The organism is Sphingomonas sp. BK481 (genome assembly GCF_014194875.1).
Taxonomy (GTDB): domain Bacteria; phylum Pseudomonadota; class Alphaproteobacteria; order Sphingomonadales; family Sphingomonadaceae; genus Sphingomonas; species Sphingomonas aerolata.
Map to the genome: position 1 here is coordinate 500,020 of NZ_JACIAP010000001.1, position 23,897 is coordinate 523,916.

The following is a 23,897-nucleotide window of genomic DNA, read 5'->3' on the forward strand; positions in this document are numbered from 1 at the left end:
CGCGGGCGGCACATGACACAGCTAGACCTGCGTCATACACTCGCGGTGATTGTCCGTGAAACCAAATAGCCTCTCGTTAGTTCCCTGTTCGAGCGAAAAATCGATATTGTCGTGGGCGTCGGGCCAAAAGGTTCCGAGGGTCTGGCAATCGGTCGGTCGCGTCATATTCTAGTATCGTCGTCCTCACCGGGCCGGCGTAACGATCAGGGAGTTACCAATACCCATGTCGCTTGGACAGCAACTCGCACCGCATCTTCCCTTTCTGCGGCGCTACGGCCGGGCCCTGACCGGCAGCCAGAGTCATGGCGACAAATATGTTCGCGCGACGCTCGAGGCGATCGTCGCGGCGCCAGATGAATTCCCGAAGGATGTCGATCCGCGTCTCGGTCTCTATCGGATGTTCCAGGCAATCTGGTCGTCGGCGAATTATGACGAGATGGGCGACGAGGGCGTCGGCGACACCGACGGCCATGCCGCAGTTGCCCGCGCACGTATGTCGCGGATGACTCCGCTCTCGCGTCAGGCGCTGCTGCTGACCGCAATGGAGGGTTTCACGCCCGAGGACGCGGCGTATCTGATCGACGTCGATGCGAACGAGGTCGAAGAGCTCGTCGCCGCAGCACTGGCGGAAATCGAAGGTCAGACCCGCGCGCGCGTCCTGATCATCGAGGACGAGCCGATCATCGCGATGGATATCGAGACGATCGTGCGCGACCTGGGTCATGACGTGACCGGTGTCGCGGTGACCCGCGACGAGGCCGTGGCCCTTGCGATGGAAGAGCGTCCGGGTCTCGTGCTCGCCGATATTCAGCTGGCAGACGACAGTTCGGGTATCGACGCGGTCAAGGACATCCTGGCCGAATTCGAGGTTCCCGTGATCTTCATCACCGCGTTCCCCGAACGTCTCCTGACCGGTGAACGTCCCGAGCCCACCTTCCTGATCACCAAGCCGTTCCAGCGCTCGACAGTGAAGGCGGCAATCAGCCAGGCACTGTTCTTCGATCAGACGACCGTTCCCGGCGCCTGATGCGCCGCTAGACTTGGGCCGGGGTTGCCGTCGACGATATCGTCAGCAACGCCGGCATCAAGTTTTTGATAGTTACGGACCCAAAACGGCGTTCGGGGGTTTCAGTCTCATGGTTGACCCAAAAGAGCAGATCCACGTCGCCGGCGAAGACGCCCGCGCCGGCGCAACACCGCATATGACCCGCTATATCCTTGTGATATCACTGGTCCTGGTTATCGCCATTTTTGCATTTCTTGTCATTCGATAGCATATGCGTGGCGTGGCGGACCGGTTGATGCCGGTCCGTATGCTTAAGATCGCCGTCCTCTGGGCGGCGGTCGTCATTCGGGAACGATCGGAATTTCATGGTACAGCCCGCCCAGCGTGACGACGAAGTCGACGGCGCCGAGCCTCAGGTCGCGCCCGTTGAGCACGTCTCGCTTTCCGATGCCGAGTTCAAGGTCCAGCTTGCCCAGGTGATTCCGCACCTCCGTGCGTTCGGGCGTTCGTTGTCGGGCAGCCGCGACCTTGCGGACGACCTGGTGCAGGAGACGCTGCTGAAGGCGTGGGCCGCGCGGCTGCGCTTCCAGGCCGGTACGAACATGCGCGCCTGGACGTTCATCATCCTGCGCAACCTCTATCTGTCACAGATGCGCCGCGCCCGCTTCAAGGGCGAGTGGGACGATCTGGTGGCTGATCGTATCCTTGCAGCACCCGCGAGCCAGGACCGGCATGTCGAGCTGGGAGATATGCAGCGCGCATTGATGCATTTGCCCCAGCCGCAGCGCGAGGCGTTGATCCTCGTCGGCGCGGGCGGGTTTGCCTATGAAGAGGCAGCGGAAATCTGCAACGTGGCGGTCGGGACGATCAAGAGCCGCGTCGCACGTGGCCGTGTCGCGCTTGAAACCATTCTGACGGATGGATCGCTGCCGTCGCGTCGCGATCATGAGACCGATACGACGAAGACGGCACTCGATTCGATTATGGGCGATGTCGAGGAACTGAGCCGCGGGCGTTGAAATCACGCCGCGGCTGGCGTTTTGATCAGTGCGGTCGCGGCGACATGGTGTCGAGTTCTCGCAGCAGCGACATGAACACGTCAGGCATTCCGGAATCACGATCGAACGCACCGCGCAGCGACTGTCCGATCGCATCCGTCTTGCGAGGCGCGCGAACGACCAGATGATCGGTCTGGTCACGGCGGATGGTCGGGTGCAGATGGGTCATGCAGGGTCAACGAGCCTCAAGAGCTTTTGTTGCTACCCTGGCTTGACTTTATAAAAGAATTGTGGGGTGGGGCATGGATAACGCGCATCGGGCGTCGGACATCATCGCCGCAACGCAGCGCGCGCGACGCTGGTCCCCCTTCCTCGCCATGCTCCTCGACCGCGAGCCTGTCCTTGCCGCTGCGCTGGCGGAGGGGCGACTGGATCCGGACCCGGCTTCGCTCGATCTCGACATGCCGGTCGCACGACGCCTCCGCCTCGAACGGCGTGCGCTCGCGCTGAGGGTCGCGATAGGTGACCTCGCGGGGGTGTTCGATCTCAGCGCCGTGACGCAGCAGCTCACCCGGTTTGCCGACCACGCGCTCGACACGGCGATCCGCACCGCGATCGAAGAACGCACACCCGGCGCCGAAGCGTGTGGGTTCGCCGCGATCGCGCTCGGTAAGCAGGGGAGCGGCGAACTCAATTACTCGTCGGATATCGATCCGATCCTGATCTACGATCCGGCAACGCTGCCGTTGCGCCCGCGCGAGGAACCCGAAGCCGCCGCCGTGCGGATCGGCAAGCGCGTCGTCGAACTGCTTCAGGCACGCGACGGCGACGGCTATGTCCTGCGCGTCGACCTCCGCCTGCGGCCGTCTCCCGAGATCACGCCGATCGCGCTGCCGATCGATGCGGCGATCAGCTATTACGAGGCGCAAGCGCTCCCCTGGGAGCGCGCCGCATTTATCAGGGCGCGCGCCGCGGCGGGCGACATCGCGCTCGGCAGGCAGTTCCTCGACACGGTCCGCCCGTTCGTCTGGCGGCGCGCGCTCGATTTCGGTGCGATCGGCGAGATTCGCGGCATCTCGCGACGGATCCGCGATCATCATGCGCAAGGTCAGGCCTTCGGGCCGGGCTATGATCTGAAGCGCGGCCGCGGCGGGATCCGCGAAGCCGAATTCTTCGCGCAGATCCATCAGTTGATCCATGGCGGTCGCGATCCCGCGCTCCGCGCGCCGGCCACCCGCGTCGCGCTTGCGCGGCTGGCGGAGGCGGGGTGGATCGACGCGGACCAGGCGCGCGCGCTGATCGACAGCTATACGCTGCTGCGGACGATCGAGCACCGGGTGCAGATGATCGACGACCGGCAGACGCATGCCTTGCCGACCGGCGATGCGCTCGAGCGGGTGGCGTGGCTACACGGGCTAGACGGCAGCGCGGCGTTGCTGGCGCTGCTCGCCCCGCATGTGGCGGCGACCGGGCGGATCTACGACGCGCTCGACGATGGCGCGCCGTCCGGGCTTTCGCATGATCCGACGCGGCTCGACGCCGAGCTGGCAGAGGCGGGGTTTGCCGAACCCGAACCCGCGCGCCAGCGGATCGCCGCGTGGCGGGCAGGGGCCTATCCCGCGCTGCGCAGCAGTGCCGCGCAGGCGGCGCTCGAGGCGGTCCTGCCGACGCTCGTCCCGGCGCTCGCCGCCGCGCCCGAGCCGCAGGCCGCGATGCTGAGACTCGATTCGATGCTCGAGCGCCTGCCGAGCGCGATCAACGTATTCCGACTGCTCGAAGCGCGGCCGGCACTCGCCACGCTGCTCGCGGCGATCCTGAGCCACGCGCCGACGCTGGCGGAGGATCTGGCGCGGCGCCCCGCGCTTCTCGACGGGCTGATCGATGCGACCGCGCTCGCCCCGGTCGCGGCGCTCGACGCGCTGATCGACCGGATGCGCGCGGGCGAGGCGGGGCTCGATTATCAGGGGCGGCTCGATCACGTCCGGCGCGTGGTCGGCGAACTGCGCTTTGCGCTGGGTGCGCAGATTGTCGCCGGGACGTCGGATCCGCTCGACGTCGCGGCGGGCTATGCGCGCGTCGCGGAGGCGGCGATCGCGGTACTGGCGGAGGCGACGATCCGCGGCTTTGCCGAGGTCCATGGCCAGGTACCGGGCAGCGAGCTCGTGATCCTCGCGCTCGGCCGGATGGGCGGCGCGATGCTGACGCATGCGTCCGATCTTGACCTCGTCTACCTTTTCACCGGCGATTTCACCGCCGAATCGGATGGCGCCAAGCCGCTTGGCGCGACGCTCTACTACAACCGGCTGGCGCAACGCGTGACCGCGGCCTTGTCGGTCGCGACCGCGGCCGGGCCGCTCTATCAGATCGATACGCGGTTGCGGCCATCGGGCGCGCAGGGGCCGTTGGTCGTGACGCTCGACAGCTTCGCACGCTATCAGCATGAGGAAGCCTGGACGTGGGAGCATATGGCGCTGACCAGGGCGCGGCCGGTCTTCGGATCCGCACCCGCCAGAGCGGCGCTGTCCGCGGTGATCGCCGATGTCCTGACCGGCGCGCGGGCCGAGCGCGACGTGGTCGGCGATGCGACGCGGATGCGCGCCGACATGGCCGCGCACAAGCCCGCCAAGGGGCCGCTCGACGCGAAGCTTCTGCCGGGTGGTCTGGTCGATCTCGAATTCGCGACGCATGTCGTACAACTCGTTGAGCGCAGCGGCTTCGATGCCAATCTGGGGCGTGCGATCGCGCAGCTCGTCGCCGAAGGGCGGATGCCCGCGACGATGCTCGCCGCGCATGATATCCTGACGCGGCTGCTCGTGACGCTGCGGCTCGTCGCGCCCGACGCGGCGCCGCCCGGCCCGCCGACCCAGGCGTTGATCGCGCGCGCGCTCGGGCTGCACGACTGGCCTGCGGTTCTTGCGGGCCTTGCCGAGGTCCGGCAACAGGTGACCGCGTTCTGGCACGAACTGACAGGAGAGCAGGATGGATGACGGTGCGATGATCCCGGACGTCGCGGTGACGATGCCCGATGGCACGGCCGTTGCGCTGACGACGCTGGCGCGGCCGCTGGTCGTCTATTTCTATCCCAAGGACGATACCGCCGGCTGCACGCGCGAGGCGCAGGATTTTTCCACGCTCGAGTCGGCCTTCGCGGAGATCGGGGTCGGTGTGCTCGGCGTGTCGAAGGATGGACCTGCCGCGCATGCCAAGTTTAGCGCCAAGCACGGATTGACCGTCTCGCTGGCGACCGACGTCGATGGCACGGTCTGCGAGGGCTTCGGAGTCTGGGTCGAGAAGGCGATGTACGGCCGCAAATATATGGGAATCGAGCGCGCGACCTTCCTGTTCGACGCGGACGGCCGACTGGCGACATCGTGGCGCAAGGTCCGTGTCCCCGGCCATGCCGAAGCCGTTCTTGCCGCCGCCAAGGCGCTGACCCCGCAATAAAGACCGTTCCACGGGGCAGGGCGCGGCGTCCCCTGGCGAGGCGATTCCTTTTTACCGGTACCATTTGGTTTCAACGGCTCAACGCACGCGCGTCCCGGTCCACCCCAAGTTAGCGGCGCAGCTCTTGCCGAAGTGGGTCAAATCGGCACACATCCTGACTTGTCTGGGACGCGGAGGGGCTGCGGTTCAGGACAGAGTCTTGGCGCCGGGCCCGTTTGCGATCCGGCTCCTGTTTTTTGTCGGGGACCAATGGTCGATATCACCGTTTCCGCTGCAGCCTTAGCCAACCGCGCAGCCTTTCGTATCAAGACGCTCTTCGCCGCGCGGGACCTGACGGTTCACGACGGCCACTCGGTCCGCCGGGTTCGCCTGGGCAGCCGCAAGCAGGCCGCGATGGCGGCACTCAGCGCCGTAACGCTCGGCTTTTCCGGCTATGGTGCCGCGCAGGCAGCCTATGGCGCCGCAGCCGCGACCGGCGTCGTTGCCGCACCCAATTCCGAACTCCAGGTCGCGCAGATGGAGCGCCGCATCGGTCAGATGCAAGCGCGCGTCGCGACCATTCGCGAGACCGCCGCAGCGCATGCCGCCCGCGTCGAACAGCGCCAGCAGCTGATCACCGCCGCCCTGACCGGCAAGGGCGACACGAAGGCGATGGCGCTGGCGACGCTGGCGATCGACCCTGCGCCCGACGCGCTGGCCGCCGATGTCGTCAAGCCGCTGGTCAAGGTCGAGGGCCGCCAGCGCGTTCTCGCCGACGCGGCGCAGACGGTTCTCGATCAGCGCTATGCCGACACCACCGACACCGTACGCAAGCTCGGCCTGCGTCCCGAACGCGTTGCTGCTGCCGCCAAGCGCACTCAAGCCAGCAAGCAGGCCGCCATGGGCGGACCGCTGGTCGCTGCCGACAGCCCCGAGGCGCTGGCCGATGTCCGCGCCGACGCCCAGTTCCGCACGCTGTTCCAGACCTGGAAGAAGCTCGATACGCTGCAGCAGGGGGTGATCGCGATCCCTTCGGTCCAGCCGGTTCATCTGCTGTCGTTCACCAGCAATTTCGGCATACGTTCGGATCCGTTCCGCGGAACCGCTGCGATGCATGCCGGCGTCGACATTCCGGGTCCGGTCGGAACGCCGATCTACGCCACGGCTGACGGCATCGTCTCGCATGCCGGTCGTCAGGGCGGCTATGGCAATCTCGTCGAGCTCAATCACGGCAAGGGCATCGCGACCCGGTACGGCCATCTCTCGAAGATCCTCGTCGGCGACAATGCCCGCGTGACGCGCGGCCAGCTGATCGCGCTGATGGGCTCGACCGGTCGCTCGACCGGCCCGCATCTTCATTATGAAGTTCGGATCGACGGTCATGCCGTGAACCCGATCCCGTTCCTCACGACCGCCGACTACCTCCTCGCCGCGCAGGATCGCTCGGTCGGTGCGATCCCGGTGTCGACCGACGGTCCGGCGGCGCAGGACTGAATCGCACGGTTTTCTATCAAGCCCGGTCCGCGGTCCTCCGCGGCAGGGCGAGGTTGCCGCGGATAGCGGGACCGCCTATCTCGGGACAATGGCAACCCTGGCTCCCGACATCATCCTGACCCCCTCCGCCGCGGCGCGCGTCGCCGCAATTGCTGCCCGACAGGGCAAGCCCGCGATCCTGCGCCTTTCGGTCGATGGCGGTGGCTGTTCGGGGTTCCAGTACAAGTTCGGTTTCGCCGATGCGGCCGAGGCGGATGACGTGGTCGCCGAACGCGACGGCGTCCGGCTGGTCGTCGACAGCGTCAGCATCGATCTCGTCCGCGGTTGCGCGGTCGACTATGTCGAGTCGCTCGCCGGCGCGGCGTTCCGCGTGGAGAATCCCAATGCAGCCTCGGGCTGCGGTTGCGGCTCGAGCTTTTCGGTCTGACGCCCGGTGAAGATCGTCACGTACAATATCAACGGGATCAAGGCCCGTCTCCCGCGGCTGCTCGAATATCTTGCCGAAGAGCAGCCCGAGATCGTCTGTTTGCAGGAACTCAAGACCAGCGACGAAACGTTCCCGGCCGCGGAGATCGAGGCGGCGGGGTACGGTGTTGTCTGGCATGGGCAAAAGGCCTGGAACGGCGTGGCGATCCTCGCCAAGGGCCAGACCCCCAGACTCCGGCAGCGCGGCCTCGAAGGCGAGCCCGAGGACGAGCACAGCCGCTATATCGAGGCAGAGGTCGACGGACTGACGATCGCCGCGCTGTATCTGCCCAATGGCAATCCGCAGCCCGGCCCGAAGTTCGACTATAAGCTGCGCTGGATGACGCGGCTTGCGGCGCGAGCACGCGTGCTGCTGGCCGAGGAGGTACCCGCCATCCTCGCGGGCGATTACAACGTGATCGCGAATGACGACGACACGTTTTCGGTGTCGCGGATGCAGGACGATGCGTTGATGCAGCCCGAAAGCCGCAGCGCCTATCGCGCGTTGCTAGGGCAGGGCTGGACCGATGCCCTTCGGACGCAGTTCCCCAAGGGAGGCGTGTGGACCTTCTGGGATTATCAGGCGGGTGCGTGGCAGCGCGACGCGGGCTTCCGCATCGATCACCTGCTGCTCAGCCCGCAGGCGGCCGACCGGATGATCGATGCCGGTGTCGACAAGGCCTATCGCGGCCGCGAGAAGGCGAGCGATCATGCCCCGACCTGGGTCCGCCTGCGATGAACGCATCGGCGGGGCGGCCTGCGACACGGCTTGCCGCGGGTGTGCTGGCGACGCTGCTATTGGCCTGTTCGACCCAGGTTCGCGCGCAGGAGCGGGACTATTGCCCTGAACGTCCAGGGATCGACACGCCCGCCTGCACCATGGAAAAAGGCCGCGTCTCGGTCGAAACTGCGCTTGCCGACTGGACGCGCGACGACGGGGCGGGCTCGCGCGAGGACAGTGTCCTGATCGCCGATACGCTGGTCCGGGTCGGGGTCAGCGACACGGTCGAGGCACGGGTGGGATGGACGCCGTTCGGCCATGACCGGACGCGCGACGCAACGGGGATCGACGTCGCGGACCGTATCGGCGACGTGTCACTGAGCATGAAGGCCAGCCTGAGCCATTCCGACGGCAAGGGCCTGTCGATCGCCGTCCTGCCGTTCGTGACGCTTCCCGTCGGCCGTTCGCCGGTCGGTGATGGCGACTGGGGCAGCGGGTTGCTGCTGCCGGTGACATTCGAAATGTCCGACACGGTGTCGCTCGACCTGACACCCGAAGTCGATGCCGCGGTCGACGATGACGGGCGTGGCCGGCACCTGGCCTATAGCAGCGCGGTCGGCCTCGCCTTCACGCTCGACAAGGCGGTGACGCTGAACGCCGAGCTGCAGGCGCTGCGCGACGATGACCCGGCCGGCCGCAGCACCCAGGCACTGGCTGCGCTGTCGCTCGCCTGGATGGTCCGCGACGATCTTCAGTTTGACATTTTCGGGGCGGCGGGCTTGACCCATGATACCCCCGACGCGCGGCTATATGCGGGGGTGGCGCGGAGGTTCTAGATGATCGCGGTGCTGATCGGACTGCAGGCCGTCGCCGGCCCCCCGCTGCCGCTCGAACTTCGCCCCCCGGTCGCTCGGGCGGCGACCCCCTGTCCCGTGACGCCGCCCGGTGGCGAGATCGTCGTCTGTGGCCGGCCGACCGACCAGCGTCTTGCACGGCTCCCCACGCCGCCGGTCAACGCGCCCGACGCGCCGATGACGTTCCGGCTGCCGGGCGGCGGGACGGGCAAGGTCCATGCGGTCCAGAGCACGCTGCCGGGGGCAACCGGATCCGGGGCGGTGGTCACGCTGCGCATCCCGTTCGGTCTGGGTCGCCGAGCGGCCGACCCCGCCCGTTAGGCTCAGGCCGGGTCGCGTGGCCGGGTCCGCAGCGCATCGCTGAGCGAGGCGGTACCGCTGCCGCGTCGCGCCGGCTTGGGCTGTGACGGGGCGGGCGACCAGCCGGTGAGGAAGATGATCTCGAACCGCTCAGCGGTCCGCCCGTCCGCGTCGGCGAGATCGGCAAAGGCCTGTGCGAGCCCCGCCAGCGCCTGACGACCGAGCGCGCTGCGCCCCGCGAGTACGTTCGTCGCCGCCATCCCGCGAAGATCGCCGAGCAGTCGCCCGACATCGCGGTAGCCGACGTTCAGAGTCTCGATGTCCGCCACCGGCAGCGCGAAGCCCGCGCGCATCAGCAGATCGCCCGCCGAACGGACGTCGATCTGCGGATGCAGCCGCGCGGCGGGTCGCTCCGCCTCCGCCACCCGCAACGCCTGGCGGAGCGACGGCAGGCTCCCCGCCCCGACGAACGCGCCGAGGAACAGTCCATCCGGGCGCAGCACGCGGCGGATCAGCGACAGCGCGCCGGGCAGATCGTTGACCTGGTCGAGCACGCCCGCGCTGACGACGAGGTCGAACGATGCGTCGGCAAAGGGCAGCCGGTCCTCGTCGGCCTGAACGCCGCCCGCGTGCGCGGCAAAGCCATGGCCCGCATCGCAGCGTACGACCCGTGCTCCCGGGGGCGCGACGAACGCGCCGTCGAAACATCCGAGATCGAGAATGTCGGCAAAGTCCCGCGTCACCGCATCGAGCCGCTCGGCGATCCCGTCGAGCATCGTCGCGCGCACGAAATCCGCGTCGGCATAGGCGGCACGCGCGCGGTCGCGGCGCTGGCGGCGGGCGACCCGGTCGAAGATTTCCGGGGCGCTGCCTTGGCTGGGGTCTGGGATCTGCACGCCGCGCTTGTGCCGTCTGCATGCTTTGACGACAAGGGCGGATGCGGTTGCTCGATCCGATTGGCGCGGTGATCCGGCTGGCGCTGCCGCCGCGCTGCCCCGGCTGCGGCAGTCCGGTGGCGGCGGACCACCGGTTCTGCGCAAGCTGCTGGAACGGCCTGCACTTTCTCGGTCCGCCCTGGTGTGCCGCGTGCAACCGGCCCTTTGCGCATGATCGCGGCGACGGCGCATTGTGCGCCGTGTGCCTCACCCAGCCGCCGCGTCACGCAGGCGTCCGCGCCGCGGTCGCCTATGGACCGGTTGCGCGCGGCCTGGCGCTGCGGCTGAAATATGGCGGCCGAACCGCGTTCGCCGCCACGATGGCACGCGCCATGCACCGGCTCATGCCCGAGCAGGCAGCGCTGATCGTGCCGGTGCCGCTGCACCGCTGGCGGCTCTGGTCGCGCGGGTTCAACCAGGCGGCGCTCATCGCCACGACACTCGCGAGCCTGTCGACCGTGCCCGCCGACCTGAATGTCCTCGTCCGGACTCGGCAGACGACCGTGCTGCGCGGGCTCGGCAGGCGTCAGCGCGGCAAGGCCGTGGCGGGCGCCTTCGCCGTCGCGGCGGGCGGGCGCGCCCGGCTGCGCGGCAGGGCGGTCGTGCTGATCGACGACATCTATGCGAGCGGCGCGACGAGCGCGGCGTGCACGGCCACGCTGCTCGCGGCGGGGGCGGAATCGGTGACGATCCTGTGCTGGGCACGTGTTCTGGACGACACCGATTATTGACAAGCGCGCGGTCAGACCACACCTGAAAACAATGGCTAAAGTTGAAATCTACATCAAGCAATTCTGCCCCTATTGCACGCGGGCGATGAAGCTCCTTGCCGCCAAGGGCGTCGAACCGGAAACGTTCGACGTGACAATGGGCGGGCCGAAGAAGAAGGAGATGGTCGAGCGCTCGGGTGGTCGCATGACCATGCCGCAGGTGTTCATCGACGGGAAGCATATCGGCGGGTCGGACGACCTTGCAGCGCTCGATGCCCGGGGTGGGCTCGACCCGCTCCTGGCCTGATGCCCCGCATCGCGCTTCTGCAGATGACCAGCGGGATCGATCCCGCGGTCAATGCTGCAACGCTGGTCGCTGCGATCCGGTCGGCGGCAGGGCAGGGCGCGGTGATGCTGTTCACCCCGGAAATGTCGGGTCTGATCGACCGCGATCGCGCGCGGGCCACCGCATTGATCGTGGCCGAGGCCGACGATCCTGTGCTCGCGCGAGTCTGCGCCGCTGCGGCCGAGGCGGGGATCTGGGTGCATCTCGGCTCGCTCGCCGTCCGCCGGGCAGACGGGCGGTTTGCCAATCGCGGGTTCGTGATCGATCCGGCGGGCAGTATCCGCGCGCGCTACGACAAGCTCCATCTCTTCGATGTCGACCTGCCGACGGGAGAAAGCTGGCGTGAATCTGCCGCCTATGCGGCGGGTGACGCGGCGATCGTCACGCAGACGCCGATCGGAATGCTGGGCGCATCGATCTGTTATGACCTGAGATTTTCCGATCTGTACCGCGCATTGAGCGATGCCGGTGCGACGGTCCTTTCGGTTCCGGCGGCGTTCACCAGGCCGACGGGGGCCGCGCATTGGCATGTCCTGCTCCGCGCCCGGGCGATCGAATCGGCGGCGTACGTCGTCGCTGCGGCGCAGACCGGCGTCCACGCCGATGGTCGCGCGACCTATGGCCATTCGCTGGTGATCGATCCCTGGGGCACGGTCGTGCTCGACATGGGTGAGGCGGCGGGTCTTGGTTATGCCGAGATCAATCCCGACAGCGTGGCGGACGTCCGCGCGCGGATCCCGGCGCTCGATCATCGGCGGCCGATCCCTCCCGTGACCGTGATCCGGTGATCGTCTTCGACCTGAAATGCGGCACCGGGCATGTGTTCGAGGCGTGGTTCGGCTCGAGCGCGGCCTATGAGGCACAGCGCGCAGCGCGACAGGTCGAATGCCCGCTCTGCGGCGATGCAGAGGTGGCGAAGGCGGTGATGGCGCCGGCCGTCTCGGGCAAGGGCAACCGCGTGCCCGACGCCCCGACGCCCGCGCGGATGAAGGCGATGATGACGATGCTGGCATCGAAACAGGCCGAACTGCTCGCGTCATCGCGGTGGGTCGGCGGCGCCTTTGCGGATCGCGCGCGCGCGATGCACCTGGGCGACGAGGTTGCCGAACCGATCCACGGCCAGGCCAGCCTCGCCGAGGCCAGGGTGCTGGTCGAGGACGGTGTCGCCGTGCTGCCGCTGCCGCTCCCGGTCACGCCACCCGATACGATCAACTGAAGATGGGGTCGCCCGGCCTTACCCCGTAACGCGCGCGAGCACTGGTTTCAGCGCCGACTTGATCTCGAAGAACAACGGATGCTTCAGCAGCCGCAGCGCGATGCCCCACAGGGCGATGCCGATGCCGACGGCCAGGACGATCGGGACCAGCGGCGTCGTCGCGGCCCAGCCATGCCAGGCCATGACGATGATCGCCGGCGCGATCGCGGCGCTGGTTGCGATCCCGCTGCGCAGATAGATGGCGAACATGTCCCGGTACTGGCTGTCCGTGATCCGGCGGATATGCGGCATGTAGAGCACGCAGGCAAAAATCGCATCGATGACCTTCGCCAGCGCTGCAGCCTCGATGCTGATGAAGCAGGCTGCCGAAAATACGACGAAGCCGACGATGCTGCGCACGAACTCGAAGCGTGCCTGACGGCCGGTTTCGTCGGCGATGATGAACAGATCCCACGCCATCGCGATGGCGGTGTTGAACACGCCGACGACGCACAGGATCGACAGGCACATCGCGATCGAAACCCATTTCGCGCCATAGATGAGCAGCACGAACGGCCCCGACAGCACGCCAAGCCCCAGGAAAGTCGGCCACATCAGCGCGGTGAACAGGGCCAGCGCGTTCTGATAGCGCGGCCCGATCGGCAAGCCGGCGCGGATCCCCGCGGCAAAATCGACGAACATGATGCGGCAGATCACCAGGAACACGCTGTCCCACAACATGCTGAAAATGTTGCCGGACCTGGAATATAAGCCAAGCGCGGCCAACCCCAGCAAGCGGCCGAGCGCCATATCCTGCAACCGCGAAAAGACGCGGGAAATGCCCAGCGTGGCGAGCACGTTGATGCTGAACCGATGCACGTCGCGCCAGTTGTCGAACCCGACCCTGACCCTGGCATGATGCGGCGCGAGGCCGATCGCCATCGCGGTGCTGATCAAGGCGGCGATGATCTGGCCATAGGCAAAGCTCATATAGCTCTGGCCCGCGACCGCGAAGGCCACGGTGGCGATCGTGCCCGACGCCGTCGCCAGCATCTTGATGATCGACACGGCTTTGAAATCGCCGTCACGCTCGAGCAACGTCAGGGGCATGAAGCCGGCGGCCGTGATGATCGGGATTATCGCCAGACAGAACAACACGGGCCGGACGGCAGGCTCGTTGAAGACCGCACCGCTGACCAGGCCGAACCCGGCAATGATGAAGGCCAGGACGATTGCGACGCCGAGATTGATGCTGAAGACGGTCGACGACAATTCTGCCGTGAGATTCTTCTCGCGGATGAGATAATTGTTCAATCCGAGCGACTGAATGATGGAGATCAGTCCACTGGCCGCAAAGGCGACGGCGAAGATGCCGACCTCGTACGGGGTGAGGATGCGTGCCAATACGACCGAGCTGACCAGCTGGAGTATGAAATATATTGCCTGCGAACCGGCCATCCATCCAATTGACTTGCGCATACGCATCGTCTCGGGCTCACTCTATCACTGTCGTTGCGAAGTATACTGCGGGGGGCGTGCGCGCACGCGATGCGCGGCGGCGCTAGCGGATAAGTCGCGCGACCTTCCTGATCGCGCGGCCGGCATATTGCTGCGCGATGAAGGGATGTCCCAGGAACAGGCGGATTGCCTGGCCGCGCTTGCCCGACTGCACCGCGTGGCGAAATCCGTTCAAGGTCTCGAGCCGGCCAAGCGCCTGTTGGCGATCGAGCAAAAGCGCGACCAGCTTGCCGTCGTCGGCAACGTCGGAGCGTTTCGCCAGCGATGCGCTCATCGCGATCTGCGCCGAATAATCGACGGTCGTCTGGCTTTTGCCCGATGTGCGCAGCGTCCAGACATAGCCGGGCTGCGGGGTGATGACGAACTTTGCCCCGCACAGCATGGCATCGAAATACATCTTGAAGTCTTCACCATGGCGGATGGCCGGATCATAGCGAATGGCATGGTCTTCGAGAAACTGACGGCGGAACATCGGTTTGAGCAAACCATAGTCCATGTCCTGGTTGAACGGCCGGGCCGCCGCAACGAAGGCGTGGCGGTCAATCTCGGTGTCGGACCGGATCGCGCGGATTTGTGGCGGGCTCAACGCCGCCTGGGCCTCGTCCAGAAAACGCACATTGTCCGCCACCATATCGGCGGCAAACGCACCGGCTACGTCGAGGAGGTGCCGCAACCGGCCGGGTTCGAATGCGTCATCGGCATCGAGCACGGCGATCCAGGGCGCCCGAGCCGCCGCAAATCCCGCATTGCGCGCCGCCGATGGGCCGCCGTTCCGGTCGAGCCGGATCACCGAGAGGTTTGGGACATCACCATAGCGCGCAGTCACGGCTGCGTGCGTGTCATCCGGACAATGATCGTCGACGACGATCACTTCGAGCGCGACGTCGGTCTGGGACAGGGCGGAGTCGATCGCCTTGCCGATGAACTGAGCCGCACGATAAGCCGGGATCACGACGCAGATCTCGGGCATATTCATCTGAACTGCGCTCGTCGGCGAAACGCTGTTTGGCATCTTCGAAGTCCTGGATTGAGCCGCCAAATGCGTACTTTACGGGCCTTAAGCGGACGTCCGCTCGAATTGCAAGACACCGCAGGCAGCTAACCAAGGTCAAGACGGGACAGGTCAAATCCACGCTGCGTCACGAAAAATCGCGCGATTGGCGACAGGCGGCGGTGTCCCGGCGTCAGCGACGTGGAGCGGCTCAGTTGTCGCTAAGCAACCTCAAGCGCATCGTGCGGCATCATGCCACCCGTCACGTGCGGTACGATAATGCGGCCGAAAATCCCCCATATGGCCAGGATGAGCGTCAGACTTATCAGTTCGCCGCCATCTTCGACGAGCGTGCTGATCGTCTGAAAATGCCCGGGGCCGATCAGCATCTCATGAAGCTTGTCGACGACCACGGCGAAGAACGCGGTGACGCAGAAGCCGGTGAGCAGCATGAGCGCGGGGGCCATGCGATCGCGGGCAAGCCTGCCCATGCCCAACAGGGTCAGCGCAAAGGGGATGCCGCACAAGATTGCTATTGCAAGAACTTCGCCATGAGGTCCAATCACGGCGTACTGGGAAAGCACCGCGCCGATATGCTCGTGAAGCCGCAGCGAGTCGTCCGCGAGTACCACCAGAAACAGGAACGCGTAGGCAGCGTAGAAAAGCTCCTTCGCGTGGAGAAACGCATAAAGCGCGAGGCCGATGATCGTCAGTTCCTTGAGATATCCCCAGATCTCCATCAGCGATCCATCGACGGACGAGTAGAGCAGCTGACCATAGAGCATGCTCTCCGTCACATTCGCGTGCTCGACATAGGCCCAGCGCAGGAACATCCCGAGTACTACAAGGTCGATCGCCAAAATGACTCCCAGGCCGATCAGCATGGGTCTTGCAGCCGTGGCGATCATCGTTTTCATCACGGCCCCATTTGCCTCCGTCACAAAACTGTAATGCGTTTGTTAACAGTTGCATAGGTGGTTTGGATGATGCGCCTTTTCGGCGGCCTAGCCCGTTTTGGCAGGGCGCAGGTCCGCGGTTCAGCGTTCGCCCGCCTTGCAGCCGCGTTGCTCAGGTTTGGGTCTGGCTGTCATAATCACCTGCGTCGGCGGACGCGCGCAGTCTGGACCGACGGGAATGGGGCTAGTATGGACGTCGCGTGCGTGGCCCCGTAGCTCAGCCGGATAGAGCACCAGATTCCTAATCTGGGGGCCAGTGGTTCAAATCCACTCGGGGTCACCACCACCGACATTATCAAGCGATCCGCCGCCTGCGGGCATCGCGACATTCGTCAGGGATGTAGATTGGCCGGCGACAGGGGTTGTCGTCTGGCGCGGCCGGGTCGCGAGGGGTCAGGAGCAATCAGGCGACGTTGACCCCTCCGCGGAGGTGGCAACGTCGCCTGGCGTCCCGGTCAGGCTTAGGCCTTGACGTGCTGCGAGATGTACTTGTTCATCTCGAACATGGTGCACTTGTCACGGCCGAAGACCTTCTTCAGCTTCTCGTCGGCGAGGATCTCGCGCTTGTTCTCAGGGTTCTGCAGATTGTGGGCCTTGATATAGACCCAGACCTTGCTGATCACTTCGCTGCGCGGGAGCTTGTCGTTACCGACGATCTCGCCGAGCTCGGGAGAGGGCTGGACGGGGGCGTGGATGCCGCCGGTCTTGGGAGCTGTAGCCATAAGCATTCCTTCCTGTTCGCATGCGTGCGTTAGGCACTGCACGCGTGGTCACGCCTTGTTGAGCGCGCCCGCCTTGTGCGCTGCCTTGCCGCCATTGTCACTCTTTACGATGAATTGCGGCTCGTCCTTGGACGCGCGGACGGTATGGCCCTTGATCGTCGTGTCGCTGGTCTGCTTCTTTTCGACCGTGCCGTGCGCGGTGCCGCCGGGGGATTTCCAGGTGACCTCGTCGCCCTTTTTCGGATCCTTCATCACACCATCTCCTTGATATTCAACGATCAAGCGCAGAGGTGCGGGTTTTGTTGCATGATCCGCGGTTGCAGACCCAGGGGCTGCGGTTCATCTGATGCGCCACCAAGGAGACCCATGCATGAAGACCCGCGCCGCCGTAGCCTTCGAGGCGAAAAAACCGCTCGAGATCGTCGAGCTCGACCTCGAGGGACCCAAATCCGGCGAAGTTCTGGTCGAAATCATGGCCACGGGCATCTGTCACACCGATGCCTACACGCTCGACGGACTTGATTCGGAAGGCCTTTTCCCGAGCGTGCTGGGGCATGAAGGGGCGGGCATCGTCCGCGAGATCGGCGCGGGCGTCACCAGCGTCGCGGTCGGCGATCATGTCATCCCGCTCTACACCCCCGAATGCCGCCAGTGTAAGTCGTGCCTGAGCCAGAAGACCAACCTGTGCACCGCGATCCGCGCGACGCAAGGGAAGGGGTTGATGCCCGACGGCACGACGCGGTTCAGCTACAAGGGCCAGCCGATCTTCCATTACATGGGCTGCTCGACCTTTTCGAACTTCACCGTGCTGCCCGAGATCGCACTGGCCAAGATCCGCCCCGACGCGCCGTTCGACACGTCCTGCTATGTCGGTTGCGGCGTGACGACGGGCGTCGGCGCGGTCGTCCACACCGCGAAGGTCCAGCCCGGCGATACGGTCGTGGTCTTCGGGCTCGGCGGGATCGGGCTGAACGTGATCCAGGGTGCGCGACTGGCGGGTGCAGGGATGATCGTCGGCGTCGACATCAATCCCGACCGCGAGGAATGGGGTCGCCGCTTCGGCATGACGCATTTCGCCAACCCAAAGGATGTGGGCGACATCGTCCAGCATATCGTCGCCCTGACCGACGGCGGCGCGGATTACACGTTCGACGCGACCGGCAACACGACCGTCATGCGCCAGGCGCTCGAGGCCTGTCATCGCGGCTGGGGCACCTCGATCGTGATCGGCGTGGCCGAGGCGGGCAAGGAGATCAGCACGCGGCCGTTCCAGCTCGTCACCGGGCGCAACTGGCGCGGGACCGCGTTCGGCGGTGCGCGTGGACGTACGGACACGCCCAAGATCGTCGACTGGTATATGGACGGCAAGATCGAGATCGACCCGATGATCACGCACCGCCTGTCCCTCGACGAGATCAACAAGGGGTTCGACCTGATGCACGCCGGCGAGAGCATTCGCTCCGTCGTGATCTATTGAGGGAGGGAAACATGTTCAGCCACATCATGTTGGGTGCCAACGATATCGCGGCGTCGAAGGCGTTCTACGACGCCGCGCTGGGCGCGCTCGGCGTGCCCGAAGGCGTGATCGATGAATGGGGCCGGATCGTGTACGCGCACGCCGGCGGCCGCTTCCTCGTCACACCGCCGATCGACGGGCAGCCGGCCACCCACGGCAATGGCAGCACGATGGGGTTCGTCGCGGCCTCGCCCGAGGCGGCGGACGCCTGGCATGCCGCGGGGCTCGCGCATGGCGGCACCGCCTGCGAGGATCCGCCCGGCGTGCGGCACGGCACCGCGGGTCGCACCCTGTATCTGGCGTATCTGCGCGACCCGTCGGGCAACAAGCTCTGCGCCACTCACCGGGTCGCATGATGGAGACGCTATCGACCAGCACGGCGTTCGGCGGCACGCAGGGCGTCTACCGCCACGCGTCGACCGCAACCGGCACCGACATGACCTTTGCGGTCTATGTCCCGCCGCACGCGCCGGACGCGCGCTTGCCGGTGCTGTGGTTCCTGTCGGGGCTGACCTGCACGCATGCCAATGTCATGGACAAGGGCGAGTATCGGCGCGCCTGCGCCGAGCACGGCGTGATTCTGATCGCCCCCGACACAAGCCCGCGCGGCGAGGGGGTTCCCGACGACGACGCCTATGATTTCGGCCAGGGCGCGGGTTTCTACGTCGATGCGACCGAGCAGCCCTGGGCGGCGAACTTCAACATGAAGCGCTATGTCGAGGACGAACTCCCCGCGCTGATCGCGGCGGAGTTTCCGATGGCGGACATGACGCGGCAGGGGATCACCGGGCACTCGATGGGCGGGCACGGCGCGCTGACGATCGCGCTGCGCAATCCCGACCGGTTCCGCAGCGTGTCGGCCTTCGCGCCGATCGTCGCGCCGCTGCACTGCCCCTGGGGTGAGAAGGCGCTGACGGGGTATCTCGGGCCGGACCGTGCCGACTGGCGTGCGTACGACGCCTGTGCGCTGATCGCCGATGGCGCACGGGTCGCCGACATCCTCGTCGATCAGGGGGAGGCGGACGGCTTCCTCGACGAACAGCTGAAGCCGGCGCTGCTGGCGGAGGCGTGCGCGGCGGCGGGGATCGACCTGACGTTGCGGATGCAGCCGGGATACGACCATAGCTATAATTTCATATCGACCTTCATGCCGGATCATGTCGCGTGGCATGCGGAACGGCTGCGGCGCGCCTGACACGCCGTACCGCAAGCGATATGATGCGGCCCTTGTGTTCGGGTCGCGGACGGCCGCATGGCGCGCGGCGGACGGGAGTCCGCTGCGATATTGTCGATATTATGATACCTCGGTCGGGCTTTCGGACCGAGGACCTTGCACGCCGGCCTGCGGCGGAATGATGGAGCGCTGTGATGATCGCCGAAACGCCTTTTGCCGATGCCGAGCCGGCCGTGGGCCCGGATGGCAAGCTGATCGTTCCGCAGGAGGTCGAGGCGGCGATCCGGACGCTGATCCGCTGGACCGGCGACGATCCGACGCGCGAAGGGCTGGTCGACACCCCGCGCCGGGTCGCGCGCGCGTGGAAGGAGTATTGCGCGGGCTATGGCGACGATCCGGCGCGACATCTCGAACGCGTGTTCGAGGAGGTCGGCGGCTATGACGAGATCGTCCTGCTGAAGGATATCCCGTTCCAGTCGCACTGCGAGCATCACATGGCGCCGATCATCGGCAAGGCGCACATCGCCTATCTGCCGCGCAACCATGTCGTCGGCATCTCGAAGCTGGCGCGCGTGCTGCACGGCTTTGCCCGCCGGTTGCAGGTGCAGGAGCGGCTGACCGCGGAAGTGGCCGACTGCATCTGGGAGCAGCTGAAGCCGCAGGGCGTCGCGGTCGTGATCGAGGCGACGCATGCCTGCATGGCCGCGCGCGGCGTGCGGACGCCGGGGGTGACGATGGTCACCAGCCGGATGATGGGCGTGTTCCGCGAGGATGAGCGCAGCCGCAAGGAGGTGCTGTCGCTGATGGGCGCGCGCGCATGATCCGAAACGTCCTGGTCACCGGCGGGGCGAAGCGCTTGGGCGCCGCGATCGTCCGGCGGCTGGCGGCGGACGGGCATGCGGTGGTCGTGCATCAGGGGCATTCGCCCGAGGAAGCCGATGCGCTGGTCGACGAGATCGTCGCTATCGGTGGCCGTGCGGCGGCGGTCGAGGGCGATCTGAGCGATCTGGGCGGGGTCGGCGATCTGTTCGCGGCGGCGCGGGGCGCGATCGGCGGTCCGATCGACGGGCTGGTCAACTGCGCATCGAAGTTCGCGTTCGATCGGCCGCCCACGGTCGACCCGGTGCTGTTCACCGAGCTGGCCGCGATCAACTGCGGCGCGCCGGTGCTGCTCGCCTCGGCGCTGGCATCGCAGGAGGATGTCCGTGACGGCGCGATCGTCAATCTGCTCGACCAAAAGGTGGCGAACCTCAATCCCGACTTCTTCTCCTATAGCTGCGGCAAGATCGCGCTGGAGGGGGCGACGGTGATGCTGGCGCAGGCGCTGGGCCCCCGGATCAGCGTCAACGCGGTCTCGCCGGGGCTGACGCTGAAGAGCGGGGACCAGACCGACGCGGAATTCGAGGCAGTGGCGAGCGACAACCTGCTCCAGCGCCCGGTCGGGGCGGGGGCGGTCGCCGATGCGGTCGCGTGGTTGCTGGGTGCGAAGGGCGTGACCGGGCAGAACCTGTTCGTCGATTGCGGGCAGCGGTTTCTGGCGCGCGACGGCGACGTGATGTTCGACCGGCATCATGGGGAGCGCAATGGCTGAGTTCACGACGATCCTCGACGGGCTCGAGGTGATGATGCGGCTGGGCATTTATCCGCACGAGGTGGCACCGCAGCGCGTGGTCGTCTCGGTCGAGATGACGGTCGTGTATCCGGGACCGCTTGGCGAGGATGAGATCGGCGAGGTGCTCGATTACGACTTCGTCCGCGCCGGAATCCTGGCGATGGCGGCGGAGCGTCCGTTCGCGTTGCAGGAGACGCTGTGCGAGGCGATCGCGGCGCTGTGCCTGGGTGACGCGCGGGTGCGGCGGGTCGAGGTCGAGACGATGAAGACCGACATCTACCCCGACGCCGCGATCGGGTGCCGGATCGTGCGCGAACGCGCGATCTAGTCGAAGCGATAGTCCCACGACCGGGCGCATTCGGTGCCCGCGAGCGGCGCCGATCCCGGCGCCGGCTCGTTCCCTGCCCATAACCCCCTCATTCGGAGACTTATGGTGAACATTCTCGTCGTCCTCACCTCGCATGCCGATCTCGGCGATACCGGCCGCAAGACCGGGTTCTGGCTCGAAGAGCTTGCCGCACCCTATTATGTGTTCAAGGATGCCGGCGCGTCCATCACGCTCGCCTCGCCGGCCGGTGGCCAGCCGCCGCTCGATCCGAGCAGCGCGAAGCCCGATGCGCAGACCGATGCGACGCGCCGGTTCGAGGGCGACGCGGAAGCGACGGCTGCGCTCGCCGACACGCGGAAACTGTCCGAGATGAAGATCGCCGACTTCGACGCGGTGTTCTATCCAGGCGGTCACGGTCCGCTCTGGGATCTCGCCAACGACCCGGCGTCTATCGCGCTGATCGAGACGACCATCGGCGCGGGCAAGCCCGTCGCGCTGGTCTGTCATGCGCCCGGCGTGCTGCGCGACGTGAAGGCGGCCGATGGCTCGCCACTGGTGAAGGGGAAGACGGTCACCGGCTTCACCAATAGCGAAGAGGCGGCGGTCGGGCTCAGCGATATCGTGCCGTTCCTTGTCGAGGACATGCTCGCGCAGCAGGGCGGAAATTATTCGAAGACCGCCGACTGGGGCGTGCATGTCGTCGAGGACGGCCTGCTGATCACCGGGCAGAACCCCGCATCGTCGGAAAAGGCGGCACAGGCGCTGCTGGCGAAGCTCGCCTGAAAGAACGGCCACCGGCCCTGCCGGTGGCCGTTCTTCTGGGTGTCAGGCGCGGTTGGCGGCGCTGAGGACGGCGCGAACCGAGGCGGTGGCGATGTCGGTGTCCATGCCGACACCGAACACCGTCTTGCCCGCCGCGGTCCGGCATTCGACATAGGCGGCCGCCTGCGCGTCCGCACCATGGCCGATCGCATGCTCGTTATAATCCACCACATCGAGCGTCGGCCCGGTCGACTCCGCGATCGCCGCGATCACGCCCGAGATCAGCCCGTTACCGCGCCCCGAGATCGACCGTTCCTCGCCATCGATCGCGACGCGGCCGATGAAGACGCGCTGCCCCGCGGTGCCGCTTTCCTCATAGTCGCGCAACTCCACGCGGTCGTCGGCGTGCGGCAAATAGGTCCGCTCGAACAACTGCCAGATATCTGCCGCATTCAGTTCGCGGCTCGTCTCGTCGGCATAGGCCTGCACATGACGGCTGAAATCGGCCTGGAGACGCTTGGGCAGCTTCAGCCCCTTGTCCTGCTCGATCACCCAGGCGACGCCGCCCTTGCCCGATTGCGAGTTGACGCGGATCACCGCCTCGTAGCTGCGGCCGAGATCGGCGGGGTCGATCGGGAGGTACGGCACCTCCCACAATGTGTCGTTCTTCGCCTCCTGCGCGGCGAACCCCTTCTTGATCGCATCCTGATGGCTGCCAGAAAACGCCGTGAAGACAAGGTCGCCCGCGTAGGGTGTGCGCGGATGGACGGGGATGTTGGTGCAGTAGTTGACCGTGTTCACGACGCCGTCGATGTCCGACAGGTCGAGCTTCGGATCGACGCCTTGCGTGTACATGTTGAGCGCGACGGTCACGAGATCGCAATTGCCGGTGCGCTCGCCATTGCCGAGCAGGCAGCCCTCGACCCGGTCCGCGCCCGCCATCATGCCGAGTTCGGCGGCTGCGACGCCGGTGCCGCGGTCGTTGTGCGTGTGCAAGCTGATCGCGACGGAATCGCGGTTGCGAATATTGCGCCCGAACCATTCGATCTGGTCGGCATAGATGTTCGGCGTCGCGCACTCGACGGTGGCGGGCAGGTTGAAGATGATCGGATTATCGGGCGTCGGCATCAGGACGTCCATCACCGCCTCGCAGACCTCAAGGCTGAACTCGAGCTCGGCGGTCGAGAAGGTCTCAGGGGAATATTCGAACTGCCAGCGGACGCCCGGCTGCTTGGCGGCCTCGTCACGCAGCACCTTGGCGCCGTCGATCGCGATCTGCTTCACCTGCGCGCGATCCATCCCGAACACGATCTTGCGCCAGGCGGGACTGACCGCATTGTAGAGGTGGACGATCGCGGTCTTCGCACCGACGAGGCTGGCAAAGCTCGTCTCGATCAGGTCGCGGCGAGACTGCGTCAGCACCTGGATCGACACGTCGTCGGGGATGCGGCCGGTTTTCACCAGGCCTGAGATGAAATCGAATTCGGTCGCGCCCGCGCTCGGGAAGCCGACCTCGATCTCCTTCAGCCCGACCTTGCAGAGCAAGTCGAAGAAGCGAGTCTTCTTCTCGGCATCCATCGGGTCGATCAGCGCCTGATTGCCGTCGCGAAGATCGGTCGACAGCCAGCGTGGCGGCTTGACGATCGTCTTCGACGGCCATTGGCGGTCGGGCAGGTCGATTTGCGGGAAGGGTCGGTATTTGGTCGATGGGTCGCGCAGCATGGCTCGTGTCTCTCGTGATCGGGAGCGTTCGGGTCAGCCCTTAGGCGCGAGGCGCGGGGGCTGGCCACCACGCAAACGATCGGCGCGCCTAAGGGCGCGTAAGTCGAAGCAGCAGGAGGCGACCGTGAGACATTGCGTCTTCCCTATCG

General features: G+C 66.2%; 28 protein-coding genes and 1 tRNA gene. 21 read left to right on the forward strand and 8 right to left on the reverse strand.

Translation table 11 applies throughout. From position 1 onward, the window contains the following. The first annotated feature begins 223 nt into the window (after nucleotides 1-223). Nucleotides 224-1,027 carry a response regulator gene (locus FHY04_RS02305; protein ID WP_031394883.1) on the forward strand — a complete coding sequence of 268 codons (804 nt, stop codon included), beginning with the start codon at nucleotides 224-226 and terminating at the stop codon, nucleotides 1,025-1,027. Nucleotides 1,028-1,371: 344 nt separating this feature from the next. Next, nucleotides 1,372-2,025, forward strand: coding sequence for a sigma-70 family RNA polymerase sigma factor (locus tag FHY04_RS02310; protein WP_031439350.1), 654 nt, complete (start codon nucleotides 1,372-1,374; stop codon nucleotides 2,023-2,025). A 25-nt stretch (nucleotides 2,026-2,050) separates the two neighbouring features. Here FHY04_RS02310 and FHY04_RS02315 read toward each other — a convergent pair whose 3' ends face one another. Continuing rightward, on the reverse strand, nucleotides 2,051-2,233 hold the full coding sequence (locus FHY04_RS02315) for a hypothetical protein (RefSeq protein ID WP_183935243.1): 183 nt from the start codon (nucleotides 2,231-2,233) through the stop codon (nucleotides 2,051-2,053). A gap of 73 nt (nucleotides 2,234-2,306) precedes the next feature. Between FHY04_RS02315 and FHY04_RS02320 the strand changes: the two genes are divergently transcribed. From FHY04_RS02320 to FHY04_RS02350, 7 genes are all read left to right on the forward strand, one after another. Further along, nucleotides 2,307-4,991 (forward strand): bifunctional [glutamine synthetase] adenylyltransferase/[glutamine synthetase]-adenylyl-L-tyrosine phosphorylase, encoded by a 2,685-nt coding sequence (locus tag FHY04_RS02320; RefSeq protein ID WP_183935244.1) that lies wholly within the window; start codon nucleotides 2,307-2,309, stop codon nucleotides 4,989-4,991. Next, entirely contained in the window at nucleotides 4,984-5,448 is a 465-nt protein-coding gene (locus FHY04_RS02325) for a peroxiredoxin (RefSeq protein ID WP_183935245.1), read from the forward strand. The genes FHY04_RS02320 and FHY04_RS02325 overlap by 8 nt, the downstream gene beginning before the upstream one ends. Nucleotides 5,449-5,697: 249 nt before the next feature. Next, nucleotides 5,698-6,921, forward strand: coding sequence for a M23 family metallopeptidase (locus FHY04_RS02330; RefSeq protein ID WP_183935246.1), 1,224 nt, complete (start codon nucleotides 5,698-5,700; stop codon nucleotides 6,919-6,921). Between the two features lie 88 nt (nucleotides 6,922-7,009). Continuing rightward, nucleotides 7,010-7,348: an iron-sulfur cluster insertion protein ErpA gene (gene erpA / locus FHY04_RS02335; protein ID WP_031394554.1), complete on the forward strand. Its 339-nt coding sequence runs from the start codon at nucleotides 7,010-7,012 to the stop codon at nucleotides 7,346-7,348. A 6-nt stretch (nucleotides 7,349-7,354) separates the two neighbouring features. Beyond that, complete coding sequence (gene xth, locus FHY04_RS02340; protein ID WP_166747595.1) at nucleotides 7,355-8,125, forward strand: exodeoxyribonuclease III; 771 nt, start codon at nucleotides 7,355-7,357, stop codon at nucleotides 8,123-8,125. Beyond that, on the forward strand, nucleotides 8,122-8,943 hold the full coding sequence (locus tag FHY04_RS02345) for a transporter (RefSeq protein ID WP_183935247.1): 822 nt from the start codon (nucleotides 8,122-8,124) through the stop codon (nucleotides 8,941-8,943). The genes xth and FHY04_RS02345 overlap by 4 nt, the downstream gene beginning before the upstream one ends. Next, a complete protein-coding gene (locus FHY04_RS02350; RefSeq protein WP_183935248.1) occupies nucleotides 8,944-9,282 on the forward strand; it encodes a hypothetical protein in 339 nt (112 codons plus the stop codon). A 2-nt stretch (nucleotides 9,283-9,284) separates the two neighbouring features. Here FHY04_RS02350 and FHY04_RS02355 read toward each other — a convergent pair whose 3' ends face one another. Next, nucleotides 9,285-10,157 (reverse strand): class I SAM-dependent methyltransferase, encoded by an 873-nt coding sequence (locus tag FHY04_RS02355; protein ID WP_236559125.1) that lies wholly within the window; start codon nucleotides 10,155-10,157, stop codon nucleotides 9,285-9,287. Nucleotides 10,158-10,198: 41 nt separating this feature from the next. Here FHY04_RS02355 and FHY04_RS02360 point away from each other — a divergent pair, with 41 nt between their 5' ends. The 4 genes from FHY04_RS02360 to FHY04_RS02375 are packed head-to-tail and all read left to right on the forward strand — an operon-like array spanning nucleotide 10,199 to nucleotide 12,468. After that, on the forward strand, nucleotides 10,199-10,927 hold the full coding sequence (locus FHY04_RS02360) for a ComF family protein (protein WP_260171270.1): 729 nt from the start codon (nucleotides 10,199-10,201) through the stop codon (nucleotides 10,925-10,927). 31 nt (nucleotides 10,928-10,958) lie between these two features. Then, nucleotides 10,959-11,213, forward strand: coding sequence for a glutaredoxin 3 (gene grxC, locus FHY04_RS02365; protein WP_031396302.1), 255 nt, complete (start codon nucleotides 10,959-10,961; stop codon nucleotides 11,211-11,213). Beyond that, nucleotides 11,213-12,040 carry a carbon-nitrogen hydrolase family protein gene (locus tag FHY04_RS02370; RefSeq protein ID WP_183935251.1) on the forward strand — a complete coding sequence of 276 codons (828 nt, stop codon included), beginning with the start codon at nucleotides 11,213-11,215 and terminating at the stop codon, nucleotides 12,038-12,040. The genes grxC and FHY04_RS02370 overlap by 1 nt, the downstream gene beginning before the upstream one ends. Continuing rightward, nucleotides 12,037-12,468: a DUF1178 family protein gene (locus FHY04_RS02375; RefSeq protein ID WP_183935252.1), complete on the forward strand. Its 432-nt coding sequence runs from the start codon at nucleotides 12,037-12,039 to the stop codon at nucleotides 12,466-12,468. Before FHY04_RS02370 ends, FHY04_RS02375 begins: the two co-directional genes overlap by 4 nt. Nucleotides 12,469-12,486: 18 nt before the next feature. Here FHY04_RS02375 and FHY04_RS02380 read toward each other — a convergent pair whose 3' ends face one another. The 3 genes from FHY04_RS02380 to FHY04_RS02390 all read right to left on the reverse strand — a co-directional run bounded on the left by FHY04_RS02380 (nucleotide 12,487) and on the right by FHY04_RS02390 (nucleotide 15,873). Then, on the reverse strand, nucleotides 12,487-13,932 hold the full coding sequence (locus tag FHY04_RS02380; protein ID WP_311723350.1) for an oligosaccharide flippase family protein: 1,446 nt from the start codon (nucleotides 13,930-13,932) through the stop codon (nucleotides 12,487-12,489). Nucleotides 13,933-14,008: 76 nt separating this feature from the next. Then, the gene (locus FHY04_RS02385) at nucleotides 14,009-14,941 is read right to left on the reverse strand and encodes a glycosyltransferase family 2 protein (protein ID WP_183935254.1); all 933 of its coding nucleotides are present in this window, start codon (nucleotides 14,939-14,941) and stop codon (nucleotides 14,009-14,011) included. A gap of 236 nt (nucleotides 14,942-15,177) precedes the next feature. Beyond that, nucleotides 15,178-15,873, reverse strand: coding sequence for a hypothetical protein (locus FHY04_RS02390; protein ID WP_183935255.1), 696 nt, complete (start codon nucleotides 15,871-15,873; stop codon nucleotides 15,178-15,180). 245 nt (nucleotides 15,874-16,118) lie between these two features. On the opposite strand from FHY04_RS02390, the gene FHY04_RS02395 reads away from it, so the two are divergent. Continuing rightward, a tRNA-Arg gene (locus FHY04_RS02395) sits at nucleotides 16,119-16,195 on the forward strand. Nucleotides 16,196-16,373: 178 nt separating this feature from the next. On the opposite strand, the gene FHY04_RS02400 is transcribed toward FHY04_RS02395, so the two are convergent. Then, a complete protein-coding gene (locus FHY04_RS02400) occupies nucleotides 16,374-16,634 on the reverse strand; it encodes an SWIB/MDM2 domain-containing protein (RefSeq protein ID WP_031394799.1) in 261 nt (86 codons plus the stop codon). Between the two features lie 48 nt (nucleotides 16,635-16,682). Further along, on the reverse strand, nucleotides 16,683-16,886 hold the full coding sequence (locus FHY04_RS02405; protein ID WP_031394798.1) for a DUF2945 domain-containing protein: 204 nt from the start codon (nucleotides 16,884-16,886) through the stop codon (nucleotides 16,683-16,685). Between the two features lie 118 nt (nucleotides 16,887-17,004). Here FHY04_RS02405 and FHY04_RS02410 point away from each other — a divergent pair, with 118 nt between their 5' ends. The 7 genes from FHY04_RS02410 (at nucleotide 17,005) to FHY04_RS02440 (ending at nucleotide 22,047) form a co-directional block, all read left to right on the forward strand. After that, nucleotides 17,005-18,111: an S-(hydroxymethyl)glutathione dehydrogenase/class III alcohol dehydrogenase gene (locus tag FHY04_RS02410; protein WP_183935256.1), complete on the forward strand. Its 1,107-nt coding sequence runs from the start codon at nucleotides 17,005-17,007 to the stop codon at nucleotides 18,109-18,111. Between the two features lie 11 nt (nucleotides 18,112-18,122). Further along, entirely contained in the window at nucleotides 18,123-18,506 is a 384-nt protein-coding gene (locus tag FHY04_RS02415) for a VOC family protein (RefSeq protein ID WP_183935257.1), read from the forward strand. Further along, nucleotides 18,506-19,345 (forward strand): S-formylglutathione hydrolase, encoded by an 840-nt coding sequence (gene fghA, locus FHY04_RS02420; protein ID WP_183935459.1) that lies wholly within the window; start codon nucleotides 18,506-18,508, stop codon nucleotides 19,343-19,345. The genes FHY04_RS02415 and fghA overlap by 1 nt, the downstream gene beginning before the upstream one ends. A 173-nt stretch (nucleotides 19,346-19,518) precedes the next feature. Further along, complete coding sequence (gene folE, locus FHY04_RS02425) at nucleotides 19,519-20,145, forward strand: GTP cyclohydrolase I FolE (protein WP_081874053.1); 627 nt, start codon at nucleotides 19,519-19,521, stop codon at nucleotides 20,143-20,145. Further along, nucleotides 20,142-20,915 carry an SDR family NAD(P)-dependent oxidoreductase gene (locus FHY04_RS02430; protein WP_183935258.1) on the forward strand — a complete coding sequence of 258 codons (774 nt, stop codon included), beginning with the start codon at nucleotides 20,142-20,144 and terminating at the stop codon, nucleotides 20,913-20,915. Before folE ends, FHY04_RS02430 begins: the two co-directional genes overlap by 4 nt. Continuing rightward, the gene (locus tag FHY04_RS02435) at nucleotides 20,908-21,264 is read left to right on the forward strand and encodes a dihydroneopterin aldolase (RefSeq protein ID WP_183935259.1); all 357 of its coding nucleotides are present in this window, start codon (nucleotides 20,908-20,910) and stop codon (nucleotides 21,262-21,264) included. Before FHY04_RS02430 ends, FHY04_RS02435 begins: the two co-directional genes overlap by 8 nt. Before the next feature lie 105 nt (nucleotides 21,265-21,369). Next, complete coding sequence (locus tag FHY04_RS02440) at nucleotides 21,370-22,047, forward strand: type 1 glutamine amidotransferase domain-containing protein (RefSeq protein ID WP_183935260.1); 678 nt, start codon at nucleotides 21,370-21,372, stop codon at nucleotides 22,045-22,047. 42 nt (nucleotides 22,048-22,089) lie between these two features. Here FHY04_RS02440 and leuA read toward each other — a convergent pair whose 3' ends face one another. Then, nucleotides 22,090-23,748, reverse strand: a complete 1,659-nt coding sequence (gene leuA, locus FHY04_RS02445) for a 2-isopropylmalate synthase (RefSeq protein WP_183935261.1) — start codon at nucleotides 23,746-23,748, stop codon at nucleotides 22,090-22,092. Nucleotides 23,749-23,897: the final 149 nt, after the last annotated feature.

Excerpts from the sequence above, each read along its gene's own strand:
- fghA (WP_183935459.1), top strand. The coding sequence starts at position 18,506 with ATGGAGACGCTATCGACCAGCACGGCGTTCGGCGGCACGCAGGGCGTC.
- FHY04_RS02350 (WP_183935248.1), top strand. The coding sequence starts at position 8,944 with ATGATCGCGGTGCTGATCGGACTGCAGGCCGTCGCCGGCCCCCCGCTG.
- FHY04_RS02320 (WP_183935244.1), top strand. The coding sequence starts at position 2,307 with ATGGATAACGCGCATCGGGCGTCGGACATCATCGCCGCAACGCAGCGC.
- FHY04_RS02435 (WP_183935259.1), top strand. The coding sequence starts at position 20,908 with ATGGCTGAGTTCACGACGATCCTCGACGGGCTCGAGGTGATGATGCGG.
- FHY04_RS02315 (WP_183935243.1), bottom strand. The coding sequence starts at position 2,233 with ATGACCCATCTGCACCCGACCATCCGCCGTGACCAGACCGATCATCTG.
- FHY04_RS02380 (WP_311723350.1), bottom strand. The coding sequence starts at position 13,932 with ATGCGTATGCGCAAGTCAATTGGATGGATGGCCGGTTCGCAGGCAATA.
- grxC (WP_031396302.1), top strand. The coding sequence starts at position 10,959 with ATGGCTAAAGTTGAAATCTACATCAAGCAATTCTGCCCCTATTGCACG.
- FHY04_RS02415 (WP_183935257.1), top strand. The coding sequence starts at position 18,123 with ATGTTCAGCCACATCATGTTGGGTGCCAACGATATCGCGGCGTCGAAG.
- FHY04_RS02385 (WP_183935254.1), bottom strand. The coding sequence starts at position 14,941 with ATGAATATGCCCGAGATCTGCGTCGTGATCCCGGCTTATCGTGCGGCT.
- folE (WP_081874053.1), top strand. The coding sequence starts at position 19,519 with ATGATCGCCGAAACGCCTTTTGCCGATGCCGAGCCGGCCGTGGGCCCG.
- FHY04_RS02345 (WP_183935247.1), top strand. The coding sequence starts at position 8,122 with ATGAACGCATCGGCGGGGCGGCCTGCGACACGGCTTGCCGCGGGTGTG.
- FHY04_RS02310 (WP_031439350.1), top strand. The coding sequence starts at position 1,372 with ATGGTACAGCCCGCCCAGCGTGACGACGAAGTCGACGGCGCCGAGCCT.
- FHY04_RS02325 (WP_183935245.1), top strand. The coding sequence starts at position 4,984 with ATGGATGACGGTGCGATGATCCCGGACGTCGCGGTGACGATGCCCGAT.
- FHY04_RS02410 (WP_183935256.1), top strand. The coding sequence starts at position 17,005 with ATGAAGACCCGCGCCGCCGTAGCCTTCGAGGCGAAAAAACCGCTCGAG.
- FHY04_RS02430 (WP_183935258.1), top strand. The coding sequence starts at position 20,142 with ATGATCCGAAACGTCCTGGTCACCGGCGGGGCGAAGCGCTTGGGCGCC.
- FHY04_RS02370 (WP_183935251.1), top strand. The coding sequence starts at position 11,213 with ATGCCCCGCATCGCGCTTCTGCAGATGACCAGCGGGATCGATCCCGCG.
- FHY04_RS02360 (WP_260171270.1), top strand. The coding sequence starts at position 10,199 with ATGCGGTTGCTCGATCCGATTGGCGCGGTGATCCGGCTGGCGCTGCCG.
- FHY04_RS02305 (WP_031394883.1), top strand. The coding sequence starts at position 224 with ATGTCGCTTGGACAGCAACTCGCACCGCATCTTCCCTTTCTGCGGCGC.
- erpA (WP_031394554.1), top strand. The coding sequence starts at position 7,010 with ATGGCAACCCTGGCTCCCGACATCATCCTGACCCCCTCCGCCGCGGCG.
- FHY04_RS02330 (WP_183935246.1), top strand. The coding sequence starts at position 5,698 with ATGGTCGATATCACCGTTTCCGCTGCAGCCTTAGCCAACCGCGCAGCC.
- FHY04_RS02405 (WP_031394798.1), bottom strand. The coding sequence starts at position 16,886 with ATGAAGGATCCGAAAAAGGGCGACGAGGTCACCTGGAAATCCCCCGGC.
- FHY04_RS02400 (WP_031394799.1), bottom strand. The coding sequence starts at position 16,634 with ATGGCTACAGCTCCCAAGACCGGCGGCATCCACGCCCCCGTCCAGCCC.
- leuA (WP_183935261.1), bottom strand. The coding sequence starts at position 23,748 with ATGCTGCGCGACCCATCGACCAAATACCGACCCTTCCCGCAAATCGAC.
- FHY04_RS02390 (WP_183935255.1), bottom strand. The coding sequence starts at position 15,873 with ATGAAAACGATGATCGCCACGGCTGCAAGACCCATGCTGATCGGCCTG.